A 22,267-nucleotide genomic window follows, 5' to 3' on the forward strand; every position below is an offset into this window, starting at 1 on the left:
GCGCGCTTCTCGGTCGAGATCGCGGACGACGAGGCCGAGCGCGCCCAAGGGCTGATGTTCCGGCAGGAGTTGCGGCCGAGCGCCGGGATGCTCTTCATCTACGAGCGCCCTCAGGCGGTGTCGTTCTGGATGAAGAACACGCTCATTCCGCTCGACATGGTGTTCATCGGCGCCGACGGCCGGGTAAACGGGGTCCATGCCAATGCGGTGCCGGGCGATGTCACGCCGATCCCCGGGCCTGCGGCGACGCTGATGGTCCTCGAGATACAGGGCGGGCTTGCGTCGCGACTCGGGCTGGCCGAGGGGGCGGAGCTGCGCCACCCGCGCCTTGCCCAGGCCGGCGCGCTCTGGCCCTGCGACTAGCTTGGGTCTTTCCCTCGGACGGGCGAGCGGCTAGGAACGAAACGTCGGGGCGTAGCGCAGTCTGGTAGCGCGACGGTTTTGGGTACCGTAGGTCGTGAGTTCGAATCTCGCCGCCCCGACCAGTTCCGACCAAGTCCCGCCCCCCCGACCCGTCCCCCGGGCCTTGCGCGCCCGGCTCCGGCCGGTCGGCACCTTGCCCTGTCCGCGGCCCCTCTGCCGCCCCTGTCTGTGGACGGTTTTCACCCGGGATCGCAGGAGGCGCGGCCAACCCGGCGCGGGGCAAGCAAATTTGCAGGCCGTCTCCGGGGGCGGGGGTCTGTGCATGAATCGATGTGCTCCGCCGGCGATTTCCCGCCTTGCCGCGTCAAGCTGAAATCTCTGCACGGAAACGTGAAAAATCTGTTGACCGGCCCCCCGTTCCTACGTCAATTTGTGCGGGCCGAAGAAAAAGCCACAAGATTTAGTGGCGGCGGGACGGGAGACCACCCCAAGACTAGTCCGGCGGCGACAACGCCGGAACGCGGTGCGCGCACACACCGCGGGCGGGGATGTTTGAACGATCACGCCTCAACGGCACCTGCGCGGCAAGACGTTCTCTGAAGGGGCGCGCCGCATAACGCTGGAACGATGGGGCAGAAATGAAGATCGAACGCAGATTCACCCGGGCCGGGCAGGATGCCTACGCAAGCATCGCCTTCGCGACGACCACCTCGGAAATCCGAAATCCCGACGGCAAGATCGTGTTCCGCAACGACGCCGTCGAGGTGCCGGAGGGCTGGAGCCAGGTTGCGTCCGACGTGCTCGCCCAGAAGTATTTCCGCAAGGCGGGCGTGCCGGCGCGGCTTCGCCGTGTGAAGGAAAAGGGCGTGCCGCACTTCCTCTGGCGTTCGGTCGCGGACGAGGCCGCGCTGGCCGACCTGCCGGAGGGTGAGCGTTTTGTCGGCGAGACCTCGGCCCGTCAGGTCTTCGACCGCCTCGCCGGCGCCTGGGCCTATTGGGGCTGGAAGGGCGGCTACTTCACCTCCGAAGGCGACGCGCAGGCCTATTACGACGAGATGCGCTTCATGCTGGCCGAACAGATGGCCGCGCCGAACTCGCCCCAGTGGTTCAACACCGGCCTCCATTGGGCCTATGGCATCGACGGGCCGAGCCAGGGCCACTTCTACGTCGATCACGTCACCGGCAAGCTGGTGAAGTCCGAGAGCGCCTACGAGCATCCGCAGCCGCACGCCTGCTTCATCCAGTCGGTCTCGGACGACCTGGTGAATGACGGCGGCATCATGGACCTCTGGGTCCGTGAGGCGCGGCTCTTCAAATACGGGTCGGGCACCGGCACCAACTTCTCCTCGCTCCGGGGCGAGGGCGAGAAGCTGTCGGGTGGCGGCAAGTCCAGCGGTTTGATGGGCTTTCTCAAGATCGGCGACCGCGCGGCGGGGGCGATCAAGTCGGGCGGCACCACGCGGCGCGCCGCCAAGATGGTGATCTGCGACATGGATCACCCGGACATCGAACAGTTCATCAACTGGAAGGTCATCGAGGAGCAGAAGGTGGCCTCGCTGGTGGCCGGCTCCAAGGTCCATGAAAGGCAGTTGAATGAGATCTTCGCGGCGATCCGCCAGTGGGACGGCGCAAGCGAGGATTCGGTCGATCCGGCCAGGAACGCGGCGCTGAAGGCGGCGATCCGGGGCGCCAAGAAGGCAATGATCCCCGAGACTTACGTCAAGCGCGTGCTCGATTACGCGAAGCAGGGCTACGGGAGCATCGAATTCCCGACCTACGACACGGATTGGGACAGCGAAGCCTATGCATCGGTCTCCGGCCAGAATTCCAACAACTCCGTCCGCGTCACCGACGCCTTCCTCAGGGCGGTGAAGGACGACGCCGACTGGGAACTGATCCGCCGGACCGACGGCAAGGTCGCCAAGACCGTGAAGGCCCGCGATCTCTGGCAGCAGGTCGGCCACGCCGCCTGGGCCTGCGCCGACCCCGGCATCCAGTTCCACGATACCGTCAACGCCTGGCACACCTGCCCGGAGGATGGCGCGATCCGGGGCTCCAACCCCTGTTCGGAATACATGTTCCTCGACGACACCGCCTGCAACCTTGCGTCGATGAACCTCCTGACCTTCCACAAGGACGGCAGGTTCGACGCCGAAGCCTATGTCCATGCCACGCGACTCTGGACCGTGACGCTGGAAATCTCCGTCCTCATGGCGCAGTTCCCGTCGAGGGAGATCGCCCAGCGGTCCTACGACTTCCGCACGCTCGGCCTCGGCTACGCCAATATCGGCGGCCTCCTGATGAACATGGGGCTCGGCTATGACTCGGACGCGGGCCGCGCGCTTTGCGGCGCGCTGACGGCGGTGATGACCGGCGTAAGCTACGCCACCTCGGCCGAAATGGCCGGCGAACTGGGCGCTTTCCCCGGCTATGCCAGGAACGCCGCGCACATGCTCCGCGTGATCCGCAACCACCGCAACGCCGCCTATGGCAAGACCGACGGCTACGAGGCGCTGGCGGTGAAACCCGTGCCGCTCGATCACGCGAGCTGCCCGGACCAGGGCCTTGTCGCGCTTGCGAAATCCGCCTGGGACGAGGCGCTGGCGCTGGGCGAGAAGCACGGCTACCGCAACGCGCAGGCGACGGTGATCGCGCCCACCGGCACGATCGGCCTTGTCATGGACTGCGACACCACCGGGATCGAGCCGGATTTCGCGCTCGTCAAGTTCAAGAAGCTCGCCGGCGGCGGTTACTTCAAGATCATCAACCGCTCGGTTCCCGCGGCGCTGGAAACGCTAGGCTACGGCTCGGCCCAGATCGAGGAGATCATCGCCTATGCCGTGGGTCACGCCAGCCTTGGCAACTGCCCCGGCATCAACCACACGTCCCTCATCGGCCACGGCTTCGGCCAGGCGGAGCTTGAGAAGATCGAGGCGGCGCTGCCCTCGGCCTTCGACATCCGCTTCGTCTTCAACCAGTGGACGCTGGGCGAGAGCTTCTGCCGCGAAACCCTTGGCATTCCTGCCGAAAAGCTCGCCGACCCGACCTTCGACCTCCTGCGCCACCTCGGCTTCACCAAGGCGCAGGTCGAGGCCGCGAACGATCATGTCTGCGGGACGATGACGCTGGAGGGCGCGCCGCACCTCAAGCCCGAGCACTATGCGGTCTTCGACTGCGCCAATGCCTGCGGCAAGACCGGCAAGCGCTTCCTCTCGGTCGACAGCCACATCACCATGATGGCGGCGGCGCAGAGCTTCATCTCGGGCGCCATCTCCAAGACCATCAACATGCCGAACAACGCCACCATCGAGGAGACGCTCGCCGCCTACGAGCTTTCCTGGTCGCTCGGCATCAAGGCCAACGCGCTTTACCGGGACGGCTCGAAGCTCAGCCAGCCGCTCGCCGCGGCGCTGGTGGAGGATGACGAGGAGGCGGAGGAGATCCTTGCCTCCGGCTCCGCCCAGGAAAAGGCCGCCGTGCTGGCCGAGAAGATCGTCGAGAAGATCATCGTCAAGGAAATCGTCCGCAGCCACCGCGAAAAGCTGCCGGAACGCCGCAAGGGCTATACCCAGAAGGCGATCGTCGGCGGCCACAAGGTCTACCTCAGGACCGGCGAATACAAGGACGGCCAGCTCGGCGAGATCTTCATCGACATGCACAAGGAGGGTGCGGGCTTCCGGGCGATGATGAACAACTTCGCAATCGCGGTGAGCGTCGGCCTGCAATACGGTGTTCCGCTTGAGGAATTCGTCGATGCCTTCACCTTCACCAAGTTCGAGCCGGCGGGCATGGTTCAGGGCAACGACTCGATCAAGTCGGCGACCTCGATCCTCGACTACATCTTCCGCGAACTGGCGGTTTCCTACCTCGACCGCACCGATCTGGCGCATGTAAAGCCTGTGGGCGCGAGCTTCGACGATCTCGGCGGCGGCGCCTACGAGGCGCAGGCGAATGTCGCCGAGCCGAGCGAGCGGACGGCGTCGAAATCGCTCGAAGTGCTGAAGCAGGTCGCCTCCACCGGCTACATGCGCAAGCGCCTGCCGCAGGAACTCGTGGTCCTGCAGGGCGGGATGGGGGCGATGGCGCTGTCGGGCGACCCGGTCGCGGCACTCAACACGCTCGTTCCTGTGACGGCGCAGGCGGCCTTCGGCGGCGGCGCCACCGCGCTCGCCTCCGGCACGGTCACGATGGACGCCCGCGCCAAGGCGAAGATGCAGGGCTACGAGGGCGAGGCCTGCGGCGAATGCGGCAACTACACGCTGGTGCGCAACGGCACCTGCATGAAGTGCAACACCTGCGGCGCGACGAGCGGGTGCAGCTGAGATACCGGCCCCCGCTTGCGCGGGGGCGGGGTTCCGGGGCGGGTGCGCTCGCCCCCGACGACGTTCAGGCCGCAGGCAGAAACCGAGCGGTAACAATGACGAGCCTGAACGGCGAAACTGGGGGGCAACGGCCCCCCTTCTTCTTTTCGCGCGGCGTCTTTCTGCCGGAACCGGCGGAAACCCCCCGATGTTATTGCCTAACGGGGGAGAAAAAGGCGACTTCTCCCCCTGCAACGGTCCTTGCGCCCGGCGGCCCCGCCCCCCAGATTCAGGGCAAGCGCGCCGGGCGATCCGGGACCGCGAAAAAGGAGAGACGGATGAACAGGACGATTTCGGCCCTCGTGTTCGGCCTCGCGCTCGCCGGTGCGGCACAGGCGCAGACGGTCGTGACCGATACCGACGGCAACGGCAGCTACTCGATCGAGGAACTGACGGCGGCCTACCCGGACATGACGCCCGACGTGTTCGCCCAGGTCGACGTGAACGGCGACGGTTCGGTGGATGCCGACGAGCTTGCGGCGGCGCGCGAACAGGGTGTGCTCGCCAACTGATCCCACACTCACGGGACCCTCGGAAGCGGGCGCCACGCAAAGGGCGCCCGTTTCGCATCCGGGGCTCAGGCGCCGCGCGACAGCGCCGCGACGCCGGTGCGCGCGACGTCGCAAAGGCCGAGCGGCCGCATGAGTTCGGCGAAGGCGTCGATCTTCTCCGACGTGCCGGTCATCTCGAAGACGAAGCTCTGCAGAGTGGAGTCGACGACATTGGCGCGGAAGATCTCGGCCAGCCTCAGTGCCTCGATGCGCTTCTCTCCGGTGCCCGTGACCTTGAAGAGCGCGAGTTCCCGCTCCACCGCCGGGCCTTCCACTGTCAGGTCGTGGACGTCGTGAACGGGAACCAGCCGGCCGAGCTGCGCCTTGATCTGCTCGATCACTGCGGGCGTGCCGCGCGTGACCACGGTGATGCGCGAGCGGTGGCCCTGGTGGTCCACCTCGGCGACCGTGAGGCTGTCGATATTGTAGCCGCGCCCCGAGAAGAGACCGATGACACGGGCAAGCACGCCCGCCTCGTTGTCCACGAGCACGGCGAGCGTGTGGCGCTCGATCGCCTGCGCGTTGGGGTCGCGCAGGTCGTAGGCGGAATGGCTGGTGGAGCCCTTCTTGATGTTGAGCGGCGACATCTCTCTTCCTTCCTCTTCGGCCTGGCCGCCGTCCCGTCAGGGCGCCGGGCAGGACCAGTCGGTCACGGTAAAATAGGAGGCGGGGTAGGACCGCGCCTCGGTGATCTCGGCCACGCGGGTGCCGTCGTAGTGGTTGACGTATTCCCAGACGATCATTCCGTCCGCATCGGTCTCGAAGGCCCGTCCGGCCTCGAACTCTGTCACGAGGAAGCCGCCGCTCGCCAGCGGTTCCTGCTTGCCGCGGATCACGCTCAGCATCGCCTGGCCCGGACGGTTGCCCCAGAGGTCTTCATAGGCGCCGGTCCGTGGGTCTACGCGCCCGATCTCGGACACGAAGGGCCCGTCGACGGGACTCGTGTCGCGCTCGCCGAGGAGGGTCCGGTATGCGTTGTTGTTGAAAAGCGCGATCGTCCCGTCGGGCATGAACTCCGGGTCGTGCTGGCGCCGCCAGGGGCCGACCTGATGCCACTTCACCCGCCAGTCGCCGGGGCTGACGACGAGAAGCATGTTCTGCTCGCGCAGCGAGAGCAGCAGGTCGCCCGGCGCGAACTGGGGGAAGGCAGCGGCCATCGCCGCCGGCAGCTCGGCGATCTTGTTCATATGGACGATCTCGTCGTTCCAGCGTCCGGTGGCGAAGAAGCTCATCCCGTTCGCAGTCAGGATCGGCTCCATGCCGTTGTCAAAAAGGATGCGCGGCACCGACTTCGCTTGCGTGATCTCCCCGTCCTCGCTCACCTTCAGGATCAGGTTGTCGAGGATGTAGGGCACGCCCTTCATGTCGGTGAAGGGCGGGAACGCGTCCTCCATCCGGCCGGGGTGAAGAAGCCGGAGCCCCGGCACCCAGTAGCCGCCGCCCTCGGCCTTCTCGACCGAGTGGTGCGTGGCGTGCTCCAGCGTCCATTCCCTGCGCCCGCAGCGGTCGAGCTTGATGAGGCCGGCGTATTCGTAGTTGACCACCACCGACCCGTCGGGGTTCACGACCAGCCCGTGGAGATCGACGTTCCAGTCGGTCTGCGGCGCGCGGTCCTCGAGATAGGCCGTCTCGGGGAAGTCGCGCGAGAATTGCAACGTCCACGCGGCAACGAGGGTCCCGTCCCGTCGCATCAGCCGGATGCCGTTCTGTCCGTCGAAGAAGCCCGCGATCGCGATGAGCCGGTCATCGGCGACCACGTTCAGCGTCACGCCTTGCCCGGCGTGGCGCGCCGGCTGGAGGAAATCGACCGGCTCGCTTCCGACGAGGTTCGGCACTTCGGAAAGCGCGAGTCCCGCGGTGTCGAGAAGCGACATGACCGCCCGGTAGGCCCAGCCCCCCGTCGCCCCGGACCAGAGCCCGTAGCCGAACGCCCCCGCCGCGAGGAGTGCGATCCCCGCGACGGCCGAAACGGTCCTGCTGCCGTCGCGCTGCCCGTCGCCCATGACCCGCCCTGTCCGACGCCCCCCGCGTGCGCCCCTATACCAGCACCGCGCCGCCCGCCTGGATCGCGCCTTCGGTCGAGGCGTCGCCCAGGAGCATCTCGTTGTGCGGCTTGCCCGACGGGATCATCGGGAAGCAGTTCTCGTGCTTCTCGACCAGAACGTCGAGGATATAGGGCCCGTCATACTCGATCATCGCCATGATCGCGTCATCCATGTCCTTCGGGCTGTCGACCTTCGCCCCCTTGCAGCCGAAGGCTTCGGCGAGCTTGACGAAATCGGGCAGGCTTTCGGACCAGGACTGCGAGTAGCGCTCGCCATGCAGCAACTGCTGCCACTGGCGCACCATGCCGAGCCGTTCGTTGTTCAGGATGAACTGCTTCACGGGCGCGCGGAACTGCACGGCCGTGCCCATCTCCTGCATGTTCATCAGCCACGACGCCTCGCCCGCGACGTTGATGACGAGGGCATCCGGGTGGGCGATCTGCACGCCGATGGAGGCGGGCAGGCCGTAGCCCATCGTGCCGAGGCCTCCGCTCGTCATCCAGCGGTTCGGCGCCTCGAAGCCGAGGAACTGCGCCGCCCACATCTGGTGCTGGCCGACCTCGGTCGTGACGTAGCGGTCGCGGCCCCTGGTCAGTGCCTCCAACCGCTCAAGCGCATATTGCGGCTTGATGGTCTTCTGCGAGTTCCTGTAGCTGAGGCACTTCTTCAGCTTCCACTGTTCGATCTGGCCCCACCACTTCGCGAGACCCTCCTTGTTCACCTTGCGCCCGCGCGCCTTCCAGACCTTCAGCAGGTCTTCCAGCACATGACCGACGTCGCCCGTGATGGCGACATCGACATGGATTACCTTGTTGATCGAGGAAGGGTCGATGTCGACATGCGCCTTCTTCGAGCGCGGCGAGAAATCCGGGATGCGGCCGGTGATGCGGTCGTCGAAGCGCGCCCCGAGGTTGATCATCAGGTCACAGCCATGCATGGCAAGATTGGCCTCGTAGAGCCCGTGCATCCCGAGCATCCCGAGCCAGTTCTTCCCGCTCGCCGGGTAGGCGCCGAGGCCCATCAGCGTCGACGTCACCGGGAAGCCCGTCGCGTCCACGAGTTCGCGCAGAAGCTGGCTCGCGGCCGGGCCGGAGTTGATGACGCCGCCGCCGGTGTAGAAGATCGGGCGTTCCGCCTTCTCCATAAGCTCCACCAGCGCGGTGATCGCCGCGATGTCGCCCTTCATCTTCGGCTGGTAGTGGCTGACCTTCGCCTCGCGCGGGGCGCGGTAAGTGCCGGTCGCGAACTGCACGTCCTTCGGGATGTCGATCAGCACCGGCCCGGGGCGGCCGGAACGGGCGACGTGGAAGGCCTGGTGGATCGTCTCGGCCAGCTGCTCGGTGTCCTTCACCAGCCAGTTGTGCTTGGTGCAGGGGCGGGTGATGCCGACCGTGTCGGCCTCCTGGAAGCCGTCGGTGCCGATCATGAAGGTGGGCACCTGTCCGGTGAGGCAGACGAGGGGGATCGAATCCATCAGGGCGTCGGTCAGGCCGGTGACGGCGTTGGTGGCGCCGGGGCCCGAGGTCACGAGGACGCAGCCGACCTTGCCCGTCGAGCGGGCGTAGCCTTCGGCCATGTGGACCGCGCCCTGTTCGTGGCGGACGAGGATGTGGCGGATGTCGTTCTGCTGGAAAATCTCGTCATAGATCGGCAGCACCGCGCCGCCGGGGTAGCCGAAGACCACCTCGACGCCCTGGTCCTTGAGCGCCTGAACCACCATCTTCGCACCGGTCATCTGCCGCGACATCTTCGTCTCTCCGTCCGTGCCGTAACTTGCACAAGAAAAAGCCCCCGAGGGCCGTTCGGGGGCGCATGGGAACCATCATGGTCAACCGTCACCGGCCCATGCGCCAAACCTCAAGCTCTACGAGGATCGGGGTCATCGCCCACGAGGCTCCCTTGCTGCTGTGCGGCGGACATTATTTGCGTGCGCGGGGGGCGTCAACCGGCAAAATCCGGAATAAAGTGTCGCAGACGCCCATTCTCGGCACATTTTCTTTCGCCGTCCCGCGCAATCCGGACAGATTCCGCATTCCGGGGGGCTCTGCGCTAGGGTTGCCCCACGAGCGCGAGGTATCCGGCGTAGCCGGCCAGAAGTCCCGCGCCGCCGAACCGGCCGACCTTTCCCCGCATCGCAGCAAGTGCCAGCATCGCAAGCGCGGCGGCCAGGGCAACCACCATGTCGAGTCGCGCGAAGCGCGGATCGGCCGGGATGGGCGCAATCAGCGCCGTCACGCCGAGGATGCAGAAGACGTTGAAGATGTTCGAGCCGAGTATGTTGCCCACGGAGATCTCGGGCTGACGGCGGATCGCCGCGAGAATCGAGGTCGCAAGCTCCGGCAGCGAGGTTCCGATGGCGACGATGGTCAGGCCGATCACCGCCTCGCTGACCCCGAAAGCGCGCGCGATCTCGGTCGCGCTGTCGACCAGGAGCCGGGCGCCGACCATGAGGATGACAAGGCCCGCGAGCACGGCGGGAAGGCTTTTCCAGAGCGGCGGGGCCACCGCGGCCGCGGCAATCGCCGGATCGATGTCCGGTTCCTTCGCGCCGGGAGCCCTGGTCCCTGTCAGCGCCTTCCAGAGGTAGAGCCCGAGCCCCGCGACAAGCAAGGCGCCGAAACCGCGCGTCACGGTTCCGGACAGGAGCATCGCCCAGAGGATAAGCGTCGCCGCGATCATCACGGCATAGTCCCGACGCATCGGTGCCAGCGGGATCGGCACCACGATGATGAGCGCGGAAAGGCCGAGGATCAGCAGGATGTTCGCGATGTTCGAGCCGACGACGTTGCCGATGGCGATGGCCGGCGATCCGGCGAGTGCCGCCTGAACCGAGACCAGAAGTTCCGGCGAGGAGGTGCCGAAGCCGACGATCGTCAGCCCGATGACGAGCGGCGGGACCATCAGGCGCTGCGCGACCGCGACCGACCCCCGGATCAGGAACTCGCCACCGACGAAGAGGCCGACGAGCCCCGCCGCGAACATCAGATAGACCACGATCCCCTCCGCACTGCTGTCGGACCTAGATCGGTGCCGCGGGCGGTTTTGCAAGGGGGAGGGGCGGTGCCGGGGCAACGCCGGCGGCGCGCTGTTGCCGGGCGGGATCAGGCGGCGTTTGCGGCGCTGCGCGCCTTCAGCCTCATGCCGACATCGGCGATGGCGCGGATCGCCGGCAGAAGCTCCGCCCCAAGCGGGGTCAGTTCGTACTCGACCGAAGGCGGCGAGGTGGGCACGACCCGGCGCGAGACGATGCCATTTTCCTCCATCTCGCGCAGGCGCTGGGTCAGCATCTTGGCCGAGACCGGCGCCATGTCGGTCTTGAGTTCGGAGAACCGGCGCGGCCCGCCGGACAGGTACCAGATCGCGTTCGGCGTCCAGGCGCCGCCGATGAGCGCCATGCAGGCGGCGAGGGGGCACTGGGGATTCGGGGCTGCGTTCCTGCGGCGTTTCAGGGCCATGGCGGTCTCCGGGTTACCGGGGAGTTACCACCAAATTGCGGTTACATCAAGTAAGGTGGTTTCCAAATGTTACCATTGTGCGCTATCCGTCCCCGCACCGACCAACGATATGGAGACTGCGATGAAACTCTACTACTCCCCCGGTGCCTGCTCGATGGCCTCGCACATCGTGCTGACCGAGATCGGCCGCCCGTTCGAGACCGAGCGCGTCGACACGCGGTCGAAGAAGACCGCGGACGGCACCGACTTCCTTTCGGTGAACCCCAAGGGCAAGGTGCCGGCGCTGGCGCTCGACGGCGAGGTGCTGACCGAAGGTCCGGCGATACTGCAGTTCGTGGCCGATGCCGCGGGGGCCGAGACGCTCGCGCCGCGGGCGGGCACGCTGGCACGGGCGCGCGTGAACGAGGTGCTGACCTACACGAGTTCCGAACTGCACCCGGCCTTCAGCCCGCTCTTCAATCCCGCCCTGGACGAGGCCGGCCAGGCTGCCGCGCGCAGGACCGTGGCGGCGAAGCTCGACTGGCTCGAGGCGCGGCTGGCCGACGGCCGGGCCTATCTCACCGGCGGCGATTTCACAATTGCCGACGCCTATGCCTTCGTCGTTGCCAACTGGGCGAACTTCACCGGCATCGCGCTCGACGGCTGGCCGCGGCTGAAGGACTACGTGGCGCGCGTCGCGGCCCGCCCGGCGACGCAGGCGACGCTGAAGGCCGAAGGCCTGATCTGAGAAGGGGAAGGCACATGAGCGACTTCGCCGCCGTGACCGAGGTGCTGGGCACCTATTTCGACGGACTCCACCATTCGGATACCGCGCGGCTTGCCCGCGTGTTCCACCCGCAGGCGCTCTATGCCTCGGCCAGCGACGGGACGCTCCTGCACCGGACGATGGGGGAGTATTTCCCCGTCGTCGACGCCCGGCCTTCGCCGGCTTCGCGGGGGGAACCCCGGGCGGACCGGATCGTCTCCATCGCCTTCGCCGGCCCGGTGACGGCGACGGCGGTGGTGACCTGCGCCATCGGCGGGACCTACTTCACCGACTGCCTCACGCTTGTCCTTCTCGACGGCCGCTGGCAGATCATCGCCAAGGTCTTTCATGCCGAGGCGCGCACCCGCTGACAGGGAGGATGGACAATGCCATACGTCAACATCAGGATCACCCGCGAGGGCGCCACGCCGGCGCAGAAGGCCGACCTGATCCGCGGCACGACCGAGCTTCTGGTCCGCGTGCTGGGGAGATCCCCCGCGACGACGCATGTCGTCATCGACGAGGTCGCGCTGGAGGACTGGGGCGTGGGCGGCCTGCCGGTGACGGAATTCCGCGCGCTTGCGCGGCAGAAAGACGAGGCAAGATGACATCCGAAAACCTGCGCTACGCAGCCGTGATGGCCCTGGCGGGGATCGGCATTCCGGTCCTGGCCGCCCTCAACGCGCGGCTTGGATCGCGCCTCGGCTCGCCCGCGGCGGCCGCGACGATCCTCTTCGTGGTGGCGTTTCTCGGCGCCGCGCTGACGATGTTCGCGACGCGGGGGACCGCGGCACTGTCGGCTGCGGCGGACCAGCCGAAACACCTCTTCCTCGCGGGCCTTCTCGTCGCCTTCTACGTGCTTTCCATCACCTGGGTCGCGCCGCGCTTCGGTCTGGGTAACGCGATCATGTGGGTGCTTCTGGGGCAACTCCTCTCGGCCGCGGTCATCGACCAGTGGGGGCTGATGGGGGCGATGGTGCGCGACGTCACGCCGGTGCGGGCCGCCGGCCTCGCCTTCATGGCGATCGGCGTCATCCTGACCCAGCGCGGCTGACACCTGACGCCCGGTAACCTGCGCTTGCGTGGCTTATCCATGCTGGACAGGACCTTAGGGGCGTGTAAAGTCCTTCCGTCACCGGCCCCCGGAGGGAGTGCCGCTGGTCAAGATCACACCGAAAGGGAGGTTTCCATGGATCGTCGTTCATTCCTGACGAAAGCCGCCGTCGGCGGCACGGCGGCCGCGGCGGGCGCCACGCTCGCGGCGCCCGCCATCGCCCAGTCTACCCCGAAGGTCACCTGGCGCCTGACCTCGTCCTTCCCGAAATCGCTCGACACGATCTACGGCGGCGCCGAGGTCCTGTCGCAGCGCATCACGGAAGCGACCGACGGCAACTTCCAGATCCAGGTCTTCGCCGCGGGCGAGATCGTCCCGGGCCTTGAGGCCGCAAACGAGGTCGGCGCCGGGAACGTCGAGGCCTGCCATACGGTCGGCTACTACTACTTCGGCAAGGACCCGGCCTTCGCCGTCGCCGCGGCCGTGCCGTTCTCGCTGTCGGCGCGCGGCATCAATGCCTGGCACTACCACGGCGGCGGCATCGACCTTTACAACGAATACCTCGCGCAGCACAGCCTCTATGCCCTTCCGGGCGGCAATACCGGCGTCCAGATGGGCGGCTGGTTCCGCAAGGAAATCAACACGGTCGCCGACATGCAGGGCCTGAAGATGCGGGTCGGCGGTTTCGCCGGCAGGGTCATGTCGAAGCTCGGCGTCGTGCCGCAGCAGATCGCCGGCGGCGACATCTATCCCGCGCTCGAAAAGGGCACCATCGACGCCGCCGAATGGGTCGGCCCCTATGACGACGAAAAGCTCGGCTTCTACAAGGTCGCGCCCTACTACTACTATCCCGGCTGGTGGGAAGGCGGTCCGACCGTCCACTTCATGTTCAACAAGGCGAAGTTCGAGGAACTGCCGCCGACGTACCAGTCGCTTCTGAAGTCGGTCAGCCAGGGTGTCGACGCCGACATGCTGCAGAAGTACGACTACAAGAACCCGGCGGCGATCAAGTCGCTGGTGGCCAACGGGGCGCAGCTGCGCCCGTTTTCGCCCGAGATCCTCGAAGCCTGCTTCAACGCTGCCAACGAGGTCTACGCCGAGATGGAGGCGACCAACCCGGCCTTCGCCAAGCTCTGGCAGTCGATCAAGGCCTTCCGGTCGGAGTACTACACCTGGGCGCAGGTCGCCGAATACAACTATGACACCTTCATGATGCTCCAGCAGAACGCCGGCAAGCTCTGAGAAGGGCGCAAGGCCCGCAAATGGCAACACCCCGCGGAGCGATCCGCGGGGTGTTTTCCGTTTCCGGGGGCGTCCTTGCTTCGCCGCTCAGTTGGACGCCGGAGGCTGGCCGATCTGCGGTTGCCCCAGAGGAGGTTGCCCCAGAGACGGCTGGCCGATCTGCGGTTGGCCCAGAGGCGGCTGACCCGGGGCGGCGGGCGACGGAGTGCCGCCGCCGAGACCGCCACCCAGCCCTCCGCCCAATCCGCCACCCAGCCCTCCGCCGAGGCCGCCGCCCAGCCCTCCGCCCAACCCCCCGCCCAGTCCGCCGCCGATGCCGGGAATCTGGATCGTCACATTCGATGTGTCGACCGGCTTGCCCTTGTAGTGCATCACCAGCTGCGGGAAGGCGATCACGACCCCGATCATGACGACCTGGATGCAGACGAAGGGCACGGCGCCCCAGTAGATCTGGCCCGTCGTCACGGGCGCCATCTGCCGGCCCGTGACCTTGTCGAGATAGGGCGCCTTCGCCGCGACGGACCGCAGGTAGAAGAGCGCGAAGCCGAAAGGCGGGTGCATGAACGAGGTCTGCATGTTCACCCCGAGGATGACGCCGAACCAGATCAGGTCGATGCCCAGCCGTTCCGCCGCAGGGGCGAGAAGCGGCACGATGATGAAGGCGAGTTCGAAGAAATCGAGGAAGAAGGCGAGGAGGAAGACCAGGATCGACACCGCGATCAGGAAGCCGGTCTCGCCGCCCGGCAGCGAGGTGAGGAGGTGCTCGACCCAGATATGGCCGTTGACGCCGTAGAAGGTGAGGGAGAACACCCGCGCGCCGACCAGGATGAACATGACGAAGGCCGAGAGCCGCGTGGTCGACGTCAGCGCCTGGCTGATGACCGACAGGCTCAGCCGCCGTTTCATCGCCGCCAGCACCAGCGCGCCGACGGCGCCCATGGCCCCGCCTTCGGTCGGGGTGGCGATGCCGAGGAAGATCGTGCCGAGCACGAGGAAGATCAGCGCGAGTGGCGGGATGAGGACGATCACGACCTGCTGGGCCAGCCGCGACATCAGGTTCAGGCCGAGTGTCCGGTCGAGAAGCGCCGCGACATAGACGGCCACCACGCCGAGGGTCGCCGCGAGAATGTCGGCGTTGGCGCCATGCGTCGGTTCGAGCCAGAGGTAGGCGGCATAGCCGACGCCGACACTGGCGGCGAGAGCGATGAGAAGCGACAGGACTCCGCTGCCAAGCGTTCGCGCCTCGGGCGGCAGGGCCGGAACCCAGCTTGGCCGGATGATCGAGACGAGCAGCACGTAAGACATGTAGATGCCGGTCAGCACGAGGCCCGGGATCAGCGCGCCCTTGTACATGTCGCCGACCGAGCGGCCGAGCTGGTCGGCGAGCACGATGAGGACGAGCGAGGGCGGGATGATCTGCGCCAGCGTGCCCGAGGCTGCGATCACCCCGGATGCGACCCGCCGGTCGTATCCGTAGCGGAGCATGATCGGGAGCGAGATGAGCCCCATGGCAATGACGCTCGCCGCGACGACGCCGGTCGTGGCGGCGAGCAGGGCGCCGACGATGATCACCGCATAGGCAAGGCCGCCGCGCACCGGCCCGAAGAGCTGGCCCACGGTGTCGAGCAGGTCCTCGGCCATGCCCGAGCGTTCGAGGACGATTCCCATGAAGGTGAAGAACGGGATGGCCAGCAGCGTCTCGTTGGACAGGAGCCCCCAGAGCCGGCCCGGCATCGTGTTCAGCAGCGGCCAGGACAGGTTGATCGCGCCTTCCGAAAGGGGGGCAAGCTCCACGCCGATGAAGAAGAACAGGAGCCCGTTCGCGGCCAGTGCGAAGGCCACCGGATAGCCGAGCAGAAGGAAGATCACGAGCGAGGCGAACATGATGGGCGCCATGTTCAGGGCGATGAATTCCATCATTTGCGGATCTCCGAGACCAGAGTCTCGCCTTCCCGTTCTGCCGCCTCATGGGCGGAGACGAAGGGGTGGGGATCCTCGATCAGGCCGCGCATGACGGCGATCTTCTTGATGATTTCCGAAAACCCCTGAAGGGAGAGCTGGGCGAAGCCGATCAGCAGCAGCGCCTTCGCCGGCCAGATGATCAGCCCGCCGGCGTTGGTGGACACCTCCTGCGAACGGAACGACTGCAGGACGTAGGGGGTGAAGAACCAGGTCATCAGGAGCACGAACGGCATCAGGAAGAAGACATGCCCGAAGAGGTCGATCCAGTGCTGCGTGCGCCGGGACCAGCGGCCGTAGACGATGTCGATGCGGATGTGCTCGTTCTGCTTCAGCGTGTAGGCGGCCGCCAGCATGAAGGCCGCGCCGTAGAGATACCACTGCAGTTCGAGCCAGGCATTGGACGAGGTGTTGAAGAGTTTCCGGACACTCGCGTTCACCGCCGAGACGAAGATCGCGATCAGGATGAGCCAGGCGACGGACTTGCCTATCGTCTCGTTGATGCGGTCGATCAGGCGCGACAGCGCCAGCAATACTTGCATGTGGCCTCCCCGTTTTTTCCGGATTCGACGGTCCGGTCCGGTTTTTATAGAACGTCCCGCCGGATCGGTCTAACCACGAGTGCCCAAAGCCGGCATCTGCCGCGAGGGAAATTCTCGGCCGGGGCCGCATCGCGCCGCGGGGGGGCGACTGCGGCCCGCCGTCAGCCGCGGGTCGGGCGTGCCTCCGGAAGCGCGATGCGCGCGACCTGTTCGGCGATCGGATCGACGGAAAGGGGATGGGTGTCGCCGGAATGGTCGGCCGGGTCACCGATGTCCTGCCAGCGTCCGTTCTTGTAGATCTCGAGCGCGCCGAAACCCGCCTTGTAGCCCATCTTGCGGCTCCCGGGCACCCAGTAGCCGAGATAGACGTAAGGAAGGCCGGTACGGCGGGCGAGATCGACGTGGTCGAGGATGATGTAGGTGCCGAGGCTGTCGCCCGCCTTGTCGGGCTCGTAGAAGCTGTAGACCATGCTCAGGCCGTCATCGAGCACGTCGGTCAGGCAGACGGCCGTCAGCTTCCGCCGACCGCCCGGTTCGTCCGGGGCTGCGGAATACTCGATGACGCGGCTCTTGACCGGCGTCTCCTCGATCATCGCGGCGAACTCGAAGATGTCCATGTCGGCCATCCCGCCGTCGGAATGACGGCTGTCGAGGTAGCGGCGGAAGAGCGCGTACTGATCCTCGGTCGCCCAAGGGCTCGTCGCGTCGCGGCGCAGGTAGGCGTTCCTGCGGATCGTGCGGCGCTGGCTGCGGTTCGGCACGAAGTCCGCCACCCGGATGCGCGCCGAAAGGCAGGCCGCGCATTCGGCGCAGGAAGGGCGGTAGAGCACGTTCTGGGAGCGCCGGAATCCCTGCTTGGAAAGCGCGTCGTTCAGCCGCTCGGCATTGTCGCCCTGGAGCGCGGTGAACAATTTCCGCTCAGACCGGCCCTCGAGATAGGGGCAGGGCTGCGGGGCCGTCACGTAGAACTGGGGCGCGATGGGCAGCGTGTGGCGCATGGCCGGCGTCGGATCAGGCTTTCGGGCTTCGGATGGTCGGCTGCGCCGACGTTAGCAAGCAGGTCGATTTCCGCCAAGCCTTCTGTTCGGTACAATCCGGCCGATCCGGCCCCCCAGACAAGGCGAACGGCCCGGAGCGGTCCGGGCCGTGGCCAGCAAGGGTCCGTTCCGGCTCAGTAGCGGCCGCCATTTCCCTCGCCGCCGCCGGTCTGGCCGTCCTCGGCCCGCCGCGCGCTTTCGTCGCGGGCAGCGCGGGCGCGTTCATCGAGGTACTGGTCGAACTCGGCCTTGTCCTTGCTTTCGCGCAGGCGCTTCAGGAAGGCCTCGAACTCCTCCTGTTCGCGCTCGAGACGGTCGAGCGTGTCGGCCTTGTAGGCGTCGAAGGCGGTGTTGCCGGAAGAGCGGAACCCGTGCCGGTTCGCCCAGGTGCGGGCCATGTCGTGGTGCGCATTGTGGCGGCCCCAGCCGCAGCCTTTCGAGAACATGCGTTTGCTCCAGATCATGTAGCCGAGGATGAAGAGGCCGATGGGCCAGAAGGCGATGAAGCCGAGCACCATGGCGACGATCCAGGCGCCCTTGCCGCGATCGTCGAGCCAGGCTTCGGCGCGACCGGGCCAGGCGGCGATGGTGGACATGCGGGTTTCCTCCGTGGGTTTGACGCGGGGTTGATGTGAATGTGTTTCACATCACGCAAGATCGGATTGCGATCGGGCGGCGTCAAGAGGCAATGTGAAAGAAATTTACATCATGCGCCGGCGGCCGCCGCCTCGGCGAACGCTGCAACCTTGGCGCCAGTGACCGACAGGAGCAGCGCCGGCGCGATGGGAAAGATGTGCCGCGGCGTCCCCGCGGCGGCCCAGACCGTCGGGAAGTCGAGCAGGCGCGGGTCGAAGAACGTCGGCACGGGGACGATGTGGCCCACAGGGGCCACCCCGCCGATGGCGAAACCGGTCTCGGCGCGGACGAGGTCGGCGTCCGCCTTGCCGAGTGTCTGGCCCGCCACCGCGCTCGCCAGGGCCGGACTCACTCGGTTGCCGCCTGCGGTGAGGAAGAGGACGATGTGGCCCGACGCCTCGCCCCGGAAGATGATCGACTTCACGATCTGGTCGAGAACGCAACCCGCGGCATCGGCGGCCTGCTGGGCGGTGCGCGTCTCGCCCGGCATTTCCAGGATCGTCGCGTCAACCCCGGCCGTCGCCAGCGCATCCGCCACCCGCTTCAGGCTCTTGCTCATTCCTTGCTCCCGAGTTCCGACACCTTGCCACTGAACCCGGTCGCGGCGGGATGCGCAAGCGGGGGGCGATTGACGGCTCCCCGTGGCCCGTTACTGTCGCGCCATGAGCTTCGCGTCCCGCCTCGCCCGCAGCCCGATCCCCTATGAACCCGCCCGCGCCGAGGAGGTGCTGGCGCGGTTCGCCTGCCTGCCTGCCGACCTGCGCGCCCTCCTGGAGGGAACGGCCGGTTGCAGCCCCTATCTGTGCGGCCTCATGCTGAGGGAGGCGGACTGGCTGGAAGAGGCGCTCGCCGGCGCGCCGGAGGCGGCGCTTGCGGCGGAACTCGGGCGGCTGGACGGCGTGGAGGGGGCCGATGCGCTCGGCTCGGAACTCCGCCGCGCCAAGCGCCGGGTGGCGCTTCTCGCCGGGCTTGCCGACCTCGGCGGAGTCTGGCCGCTGGAGTCGGTCACGGGGGCCCTGACCGGGCTCGCCGACCGGGCGGTGGACCTCGCCTTCCGCGCCCTCGTCGCAGCCGAGATCCGGCGCGACCGAATTCCCGGCGCCACGGAGACGGATGCCGCGACCGCCGCCGGGCTTGTGGCGCTCGCCATGGGCAAGATGGGGGCGGGGGAACTCAACTATTCCTCCGACATCGACCTCATCTGTCTTTTCGACGACAGCCGCTATCCGGGCGCGGACGTGCCGGAGGCGCGGGCGGCGCTGATCCGGGTGGTGCGCCGGATGGCGGCACTTCTTTCCGACATGACGGCGGAGGGCTACGTCTTCCGAACCGACCTGCGCCTCAGGCCCGACGCCTCGGTGACGCCCGTCTGCATCTCCATGTCGGCGGCCGAACAGTATTACGAGGCGCAGGGCCGCACCTGGGAGCGCGCGGCCTACATCAAGGCGCGCGCGGCAGCGGGCGACATCGCGGCGGGCGAGCGGTTCCTTGACGCCCTCACTCCCTTCGTCTGGCGCCGCCACCTCGACTTCGCGGCCATCCAGGATGCCCACGACATGCGGCTTCGCATCCGCGACCACAAGGGTCTCCACGGGCCGATCGCACTCGAAGGTCACGACATGAAGCTCGGGCCGGGCGGCATCCGCGAGATCGAGTTCTTCACCCAGACCCGCCAGCTCATCGCCGGCGGGCGCGACCCCGACCTCCGGCTCCGCGACACCGTGGGCGGGCTCGCCGCGCTCGCCGTGAAGGGCTGGGTGCCGGAGGCGGATGCGACGGAACTCACCGCGCTTTATCGCGCCCACCGGGAGGTGGAGCACCGCGTGCAGATGGTGGGCGACGCCCAGACCCATGCGCTGCCCGCGTCGTCCGAAGGCTTCGATCGCATCGCCCGGATGTGCGGCGAGGGCGACACGCGGCGGTTCCGCGAGGGCCTCAAGGCACGCCTGGAACGGGTGGCGGACCTGACCGAGGGCTTCTTTGCCCCCGGCGAGACGCGCACGGGCCCCGAGATGGACGCAGAGACCCGGGCCGTCGTCGATGGCTGGCGCGCCTATCCGGCGCTCCGGTCCGAGCGCGCGGTGTCGATCTTCAAGCGCGTGCAGCCCGAAATCCTGAGCCGGCTTTCCCGCGCCGCCAGTCCCGCCGAGGCCCTGAGGCAGTTCGACGGCTTCCTCGGCGGATTGCCGGCGGGGGTGCAGCTCTTTTCGCTCTTTGACGCCAATCCGCAATTGATCGACCTGATTGTTGACATTTGCGCAACCGCACCGGGACTTGCGCAATACCTGTCGCGCAATGCCGCCGTTCTCGACGCGGTGATCGGCGGCGACTTCTTCGCCGACTGGCCGGGCGCCGAGGCGCTCGCCGCCGAGCTTTCGCGGCGACTTGCGGGGGTCGCGGACTACGAGGCGCGGCTCACCGCCGCACGGGTCTGGACGCGGGAATGGCACTTCCGCATCGGCGTCCACCATCTGCGGGGGCTGATCGACGCCTCGGTTGCGGGGCGCGAATACGCCGACCTTGCCGGCGCGGTGCTGGCCGCGCTCTGGCCGGTCGTCGTCGCCGATTTCGCGTCCAAGCACGGGGCGCCGCCGGGGCGCGGCGCGGTCGTGCTCGGCATGGGGTCGCTCGGGGCGGAGCGGTTGAACGCGGCCTCGGACCTCGATCTCATCGTCATCTACGATGCCGCCGGGGCCGAGGCCTCGGAAGGAAAGCGCCCTCTCGCCGCACGGGCCTATTACGCGCGCCTCACCCAGGCGCTGGTCACCGCGCTCACGGCCCCGATGGCGGACGGACGGCTCTACGAGGTGGACATGCGGCTCAGGCCCTCGGGCCGGCAGGGGCCGGTGGCAACCTCGGTCCAGAGCTTCCGCGACTACCAGATGACCGAGGCCTGGACCTGGGAGCATCTCGCGCTGACCCGCGCCCGCCCGGTCGCCGGCGATCCCGCACTCGCCGCGGAGGTGGAGGCGATCCGCATCGCCGTTCTTGCCGCAACGGGCACCGACCCGCGCGTCCTGCCCGACACCGCGGAGATGCGCGCCCGGATCTTCGCGGCCAAGGCCCCGGACGGCAAATGGGAGGCGAAGATCGGCCCCGGCCGGCTGCAGGACATCGAGCTTCTGGCACAATCCTGCGCGCTCCGCGCCGCGGCCCCCGCGCGGCGGGTGGAGCCGCAACTGCGCGCGGGCCTCAGGGCGGGCCTTCTCGCCGCGTCCGACGAAGCCGCGCTACAGGAAGCCTACCGCTTCCTCTGGCGGCTCCAGGCGGGCGGGCGGCTGCTGACCCAGAAGCCGCTGGACATGGCGGCGGTGGGCGAGGGTGGTCGGGCCTTCCTTCTGCGCGAGACCGGCATGTCGGATATCGCCGCCCTTGCGTCGCAGCTTGGCCTTCAGACGGCGCAGGCGGCCGGCATCATCGACAAGGCTCTTGGCACGGTCCCCGAAGGGGCCGCCCCGGGCGCGGGCGGGGATCTGGGGACATGACGGGATGGGACGCAAGGCGATGGAACTGAAAGTGGCCGATCCCAAGGGACTCGTGCGGGAAAGCTACGCGATCGAGGGCATCACCGGGGGCGAATGCCGCTCGATCTTCCTCGACTGGGCGCTGAGCCTTGCGCCCGGAACCGACACGGCCGAGGCACTGCGCGCGCTTCTGGCCACCTATGCCGCCGTCCATCCCGGCCATCCCATGAACCCCGTGCTGGAAGCCGGGCTTGGCGCGGCGCCGCAGGCGATGCGCCGGGGCGGGCGGATGGGGCGGTCGGTGCGCCCCCAGGACGGCCGGCGCGCGGACTGAGCGGGCGCCGGGGCGCTTGCCGCCGGAGTGCCGTGGAGGCCGGGCGAAAACCCGTCGCGCGGGGACGCAAATGCCGCCGAATTGATCCCGGCGCGACCCCGCGACGCCACGGCGATGCCCATATCGGCAGATACGCAGGTTCCGCAACTGTCATCCGCGATGTCGCCATGCCCGCATTCCGCCCCATCCGGCTCTTTCTCGTCTGGCTCCTTCCGGGACAGGCGGTTGCCGCCGCAATCGCCGGGCTCGCAGCCGCAAGCACCCCGGCCCTCGCGCCTGCGGTGCTCCTCTCGCTCGGTTTCCTCGCCTTCGCGGTGGCGGTAAGCGCGGCAGCGCGACCGCCGCACAGGGCCCCGGCGACGGACCGGCAGGATGCGGTGCTCGCAGTGCTCGATCTGCGCCGCAACCGCGGGCGCTATGCGCTGGTCTTCGCCCTTATGGGCGTCGCGGCAGGCAGCGGGGCCGTTGCCGCGTCGGGG

Annotated in this window: 21 protein-coding genes and 1 tRNA gene; 12 read left to right on the forward strand and 10 right to left on the reverse strand. The window is 67.8% G+C overall.

Annotation, left to right across the window (positions count from 1 at the left end; genetic code table 11):
* The 4 genes from ACMUOO_RS10390 to ACMUOO_RS10405 form a co-directional block, all read left to right on the forward strand.
* Positions 1-363 (forward strand): DUF192 domain-containing protein (locus ACMUOO_RS10390; protein ID WP_413855174.1); only part of this gene is annotated, 363 nt, incomplete at its 5' end.
* 45 nt (positions 364-408) lie between these two features.
* Positions 409-485 (forward strand) — tRNA-Pro (locus ACMUOO_RS10395).
* Between the two features lie 516 nt (positions 486-1,001).
* Positions 1,002-4,685, forward strand: a complete 3,684-nt coding sequence (locus ACMUOO_RS10400) for a vitamin B12-dependent ribonucleotide reductase (protein WP_413855176.1) — start codon at positions 1,002-1,004, stop codon at positions 4,683-4,685.
* Between the two features lie 317 nt (positions 4,686-5,002).
* Positions 5,003-5,236: an EF-hand domain-containing protein gene (locus ACMUOO_RS10405; protein WP_301917988.1), complete on the forward strand. Its 234-nt coding sequence runs from the start codon at positions 5,003-5,005 to the stop codon at positions 5,234-5,236.
* A 65-nt stretch (positions 5,237-5,301) separates the two neighbouring features.
* On the opposite strand, the gene ilvN is transcribed toward ACMUOO_RS10405, so the two are convergent.
* From ilvN to ACMUOO_RS10430, 5 genes are all read right to left on the reverse strand, one after another.
* On the reverse strand, positions 5,302-5,862 hold the full coding sequence (ilvN, locus tag ACMUOO_RS10410; RefSeq protein ID WP_301917989.1) for an acetolactate synthase small subunit: 561 nt from the start codon (positions 5,860-5,862) through the stop codon (positions 5,302-5,304).
* Positions 5,863-5,898: 36 nt separating this feature from the next.
* Positions 5,899-7,278, reverse strand: a complete 1,380-nt coding sequence (locus ACMUOO_RS10415; protein ID WP_301917990.1) for an arylsulfotransferase family protein — start codon at positions 7,276-7,278, stop codon at positions 5,899-5,901.
* A gap of 34 nt (positions 7,279-7,312) precedes the next feature.
* Positions 7,313-9,067 (reverse strand): acetolactate synthase 3 large subunit, encoded by a 1,755-nt coding sequence (locus ACMUOO_RS10420; RefSeq protein ID WP_301917991.1) that lies wholly within the window; start codon positions 9,065-9,067, stop codon positions 7,313-7,315.
* 302 nt (positions 9,068-9,369) lie between these two features.
* Positions 9,370-10,314 carry a calcium/sodium antiporter gene (locus ACMUOO_RS10425; RefSeq protein ID WP_301917992.1) on the reverse strand — a complete coding sequence of 315 codons (945 nt, stop codon included), beginning with the start codon at positions 10,312-10,314 and terminating at the stop codon, positions 9,370-9,372.
* A gap of 107 nt (positions 10,315-10,421) precedes the next feature.
* Complete coding sequence (locus ACMUOO_RS10430; protein ID WP_301917993.1) at positions 10,422-10,775, reverse strand: winged helix-turn-helix transcriptional regulator; 354 nt, start codon at positions 10,773-10,775, stop codon at positions 10,422-10,424.
* 121 nt (positions 10,776-10,896) lie between these two features.
* Between ACMUOO_RS10430 and gstA the strand changes: the two genes are divergently transcribed.
* The 5 genes from gstA (at position 10,897) to ACMUOO_RS10455 (ending at position 13,816) form a co-directional block, all read left to right on the forward strand.
* Complete coding sequence (gene gstA / locus ACMUOO_RS10435) at positions 10,897-11,502, forward strand: glutathione transferase GstA (RefSeq protein ID WP_301917994.1); 606 nt, start codon at positions 10,897-10,899, stop codon at positions 11,500-11,502.
* Between the two features lie 14 nt (positions 11,503-11,516).
* Positions 11,517-11,891, forward strand: a complete 375-nt coding sequence (locus ACMUOO_RS10440) for a nuclear transport factor 2 family protein (protein WP_301917995.1) — start codon at positions 11,517-11,519, stop codon at positions 11,889-11,891.
* A 15-nt stretch (positions 11,892-11,906) separates the two neighbouring features.
* Positions 11,907-12,128, forward strand: coding sequence for a tautomerase family protein (locus ACMUOO_RS10445; protein ID WP_301917996.1), 222 nt, complete (start codon positions 11,907-11,909; stop codon positions 12,126-12,128).
* Positions 12,125-12,574 (forward strand): DMT family transporter, encoded by a 450-nt coding sequence (locus tag ACMUOO_RS10450; protein ID WP_301917997.1) that lies wholly within the window; start codon positions 12,125-12,127, stop codon positions 12,572-12,574. The genes ACMUOO_RS10445 and ACMUOO_RS10450 overlap by 4 nt, the downstream gene beginning before the upstream one ends.
* A gap of 135 nt (positions 12,575-12,709) precedes the next feature.
* Positions 12,710-13,816, forward strand: a complete 1,107-nt coding sequence (locus ACMUOO_RS10455; RefSeq protein ID WP_301917998.1) for a TRAP transporter substrate-binding protein — start codon at positions 12,710-12,712, stop codon at positions 13,814-13,816.
* An 87-nt stretch (positions 13,817-13,903) separates the two neighbouring features.
* On the opposite strand, the gene ACMUOO_RS10460 is transcribed toward ACMUOO_RS10455, so the two are convergent.
* From ACMUOO_RS10460 to ACMUOO_RS10480, 5 genes are all read right to left on the reverse strand, one after another.
* Entirely contained in the window at positions 13,904-15,736 is a 1,833-nt protein-coding gene (locus ACMUOO_RS10460) for a TRAP transporter large permease (RefSeq protein WP_301917999.1), read from the reverse strand.
* Positions 15,733-16,317 (reverse strand): TRAP transporter small permease subunit, encoded by a 585-nt coding sequence (locus tag ACMUOO_RS10465; protein WP_301918000.1) that lies wholly within the window; start codon positions 16,315-16,317, stop codon positions 15,733-15,735. The genes ACMUOO_RS10460 and ACMUOO_RS10465 overlap by 4 nt, the downstream gene beginning before the upstream one ends.
* Before the next feature lie 161 nt (positions 16,318-16,478).
* Positions 16,479-17,315, reverse strand: coding sequence for an arginyltransferase (locus ACMUOO_RS10470; protein ID WP_301918001.1), 837 nt, complete (start codon positions 17,313-17,315; stop codon positions 16,479-16,481).
* Between the two features lie 173 nt (positions 17,316-17,488).
* Entirely contained in the window at positions 17,489-17,950 is a 462-nt protein-coding gene (locus tag ACMUOO_RS10475; RefSeq protein WP_301918002.1) for a DUF2852 domain-containing protein, read from the reverse strand.
* Positions 17,951-18,060: 110 nt separating this feature from the next.
* On the reverse strand, positions 18,061-18,549 hold the full coding sequence (locus ACMUOO_RS10480) for a YbaK/EbsC family protein (RefSeq protein WP_301918003.1): 489 nt from the start codon (positions 18,547-18,549) through the stop codon (positions 18,061-18,063).
* 103 nt (positions 18,550-18,652) lie between these two features.
* On the opposite strand from ACMUOO_RS10480, the gene ACMUOO_RS10485 reads away from it, so the two are divergent.
* The 3 genes from ACMUOO_RS10485 to ACMUOO_RS10495 form a co-directional block, all read left to right on the forward strand.
* Positions 18,653-21,475 carry a glutamine-synthetase adenylyltransferase gene (locus ACMUOO_RS10485; protein WP_301918004.1) on the forward strand — a complete coding sequence of 941 codons (2,823 nt, stop codon included), beginning with the start codon at positions 18,653-18,655 and terminating at the stop codon, positions 21,473-21,475.
* Between the two features lie 19 nt (positions 21,476-21,494).
* A complete protein-coding gene (locus ACMUOO_RS10490; protein WP_301918053.1) occupies positions 21,495-21,788 on the forward strand; it encodes a hypothetical protein in 294 nt (97 codons plus the stop codon).
* 167 nt (positions 21,789-21,955) lie between these two features.
* Positions 21,956-22,267 (forward strand): hypothetical protein (locus ACMUOO_RS10495; protein ID WP_413855182.1); only part of this gene is annotated, 312 nt, incomplete at its 3' end.

Origin of the sequence: Albidovulum sp. (genome assembly GCF_041919395.1) — a bacterium.
Classification (GTDB): domain Bacteria; phylum Pseudomonadota; class Alphaproteobacteria; order Rhodobacterales; family Rhodobacteraceae; genus Albidovulum.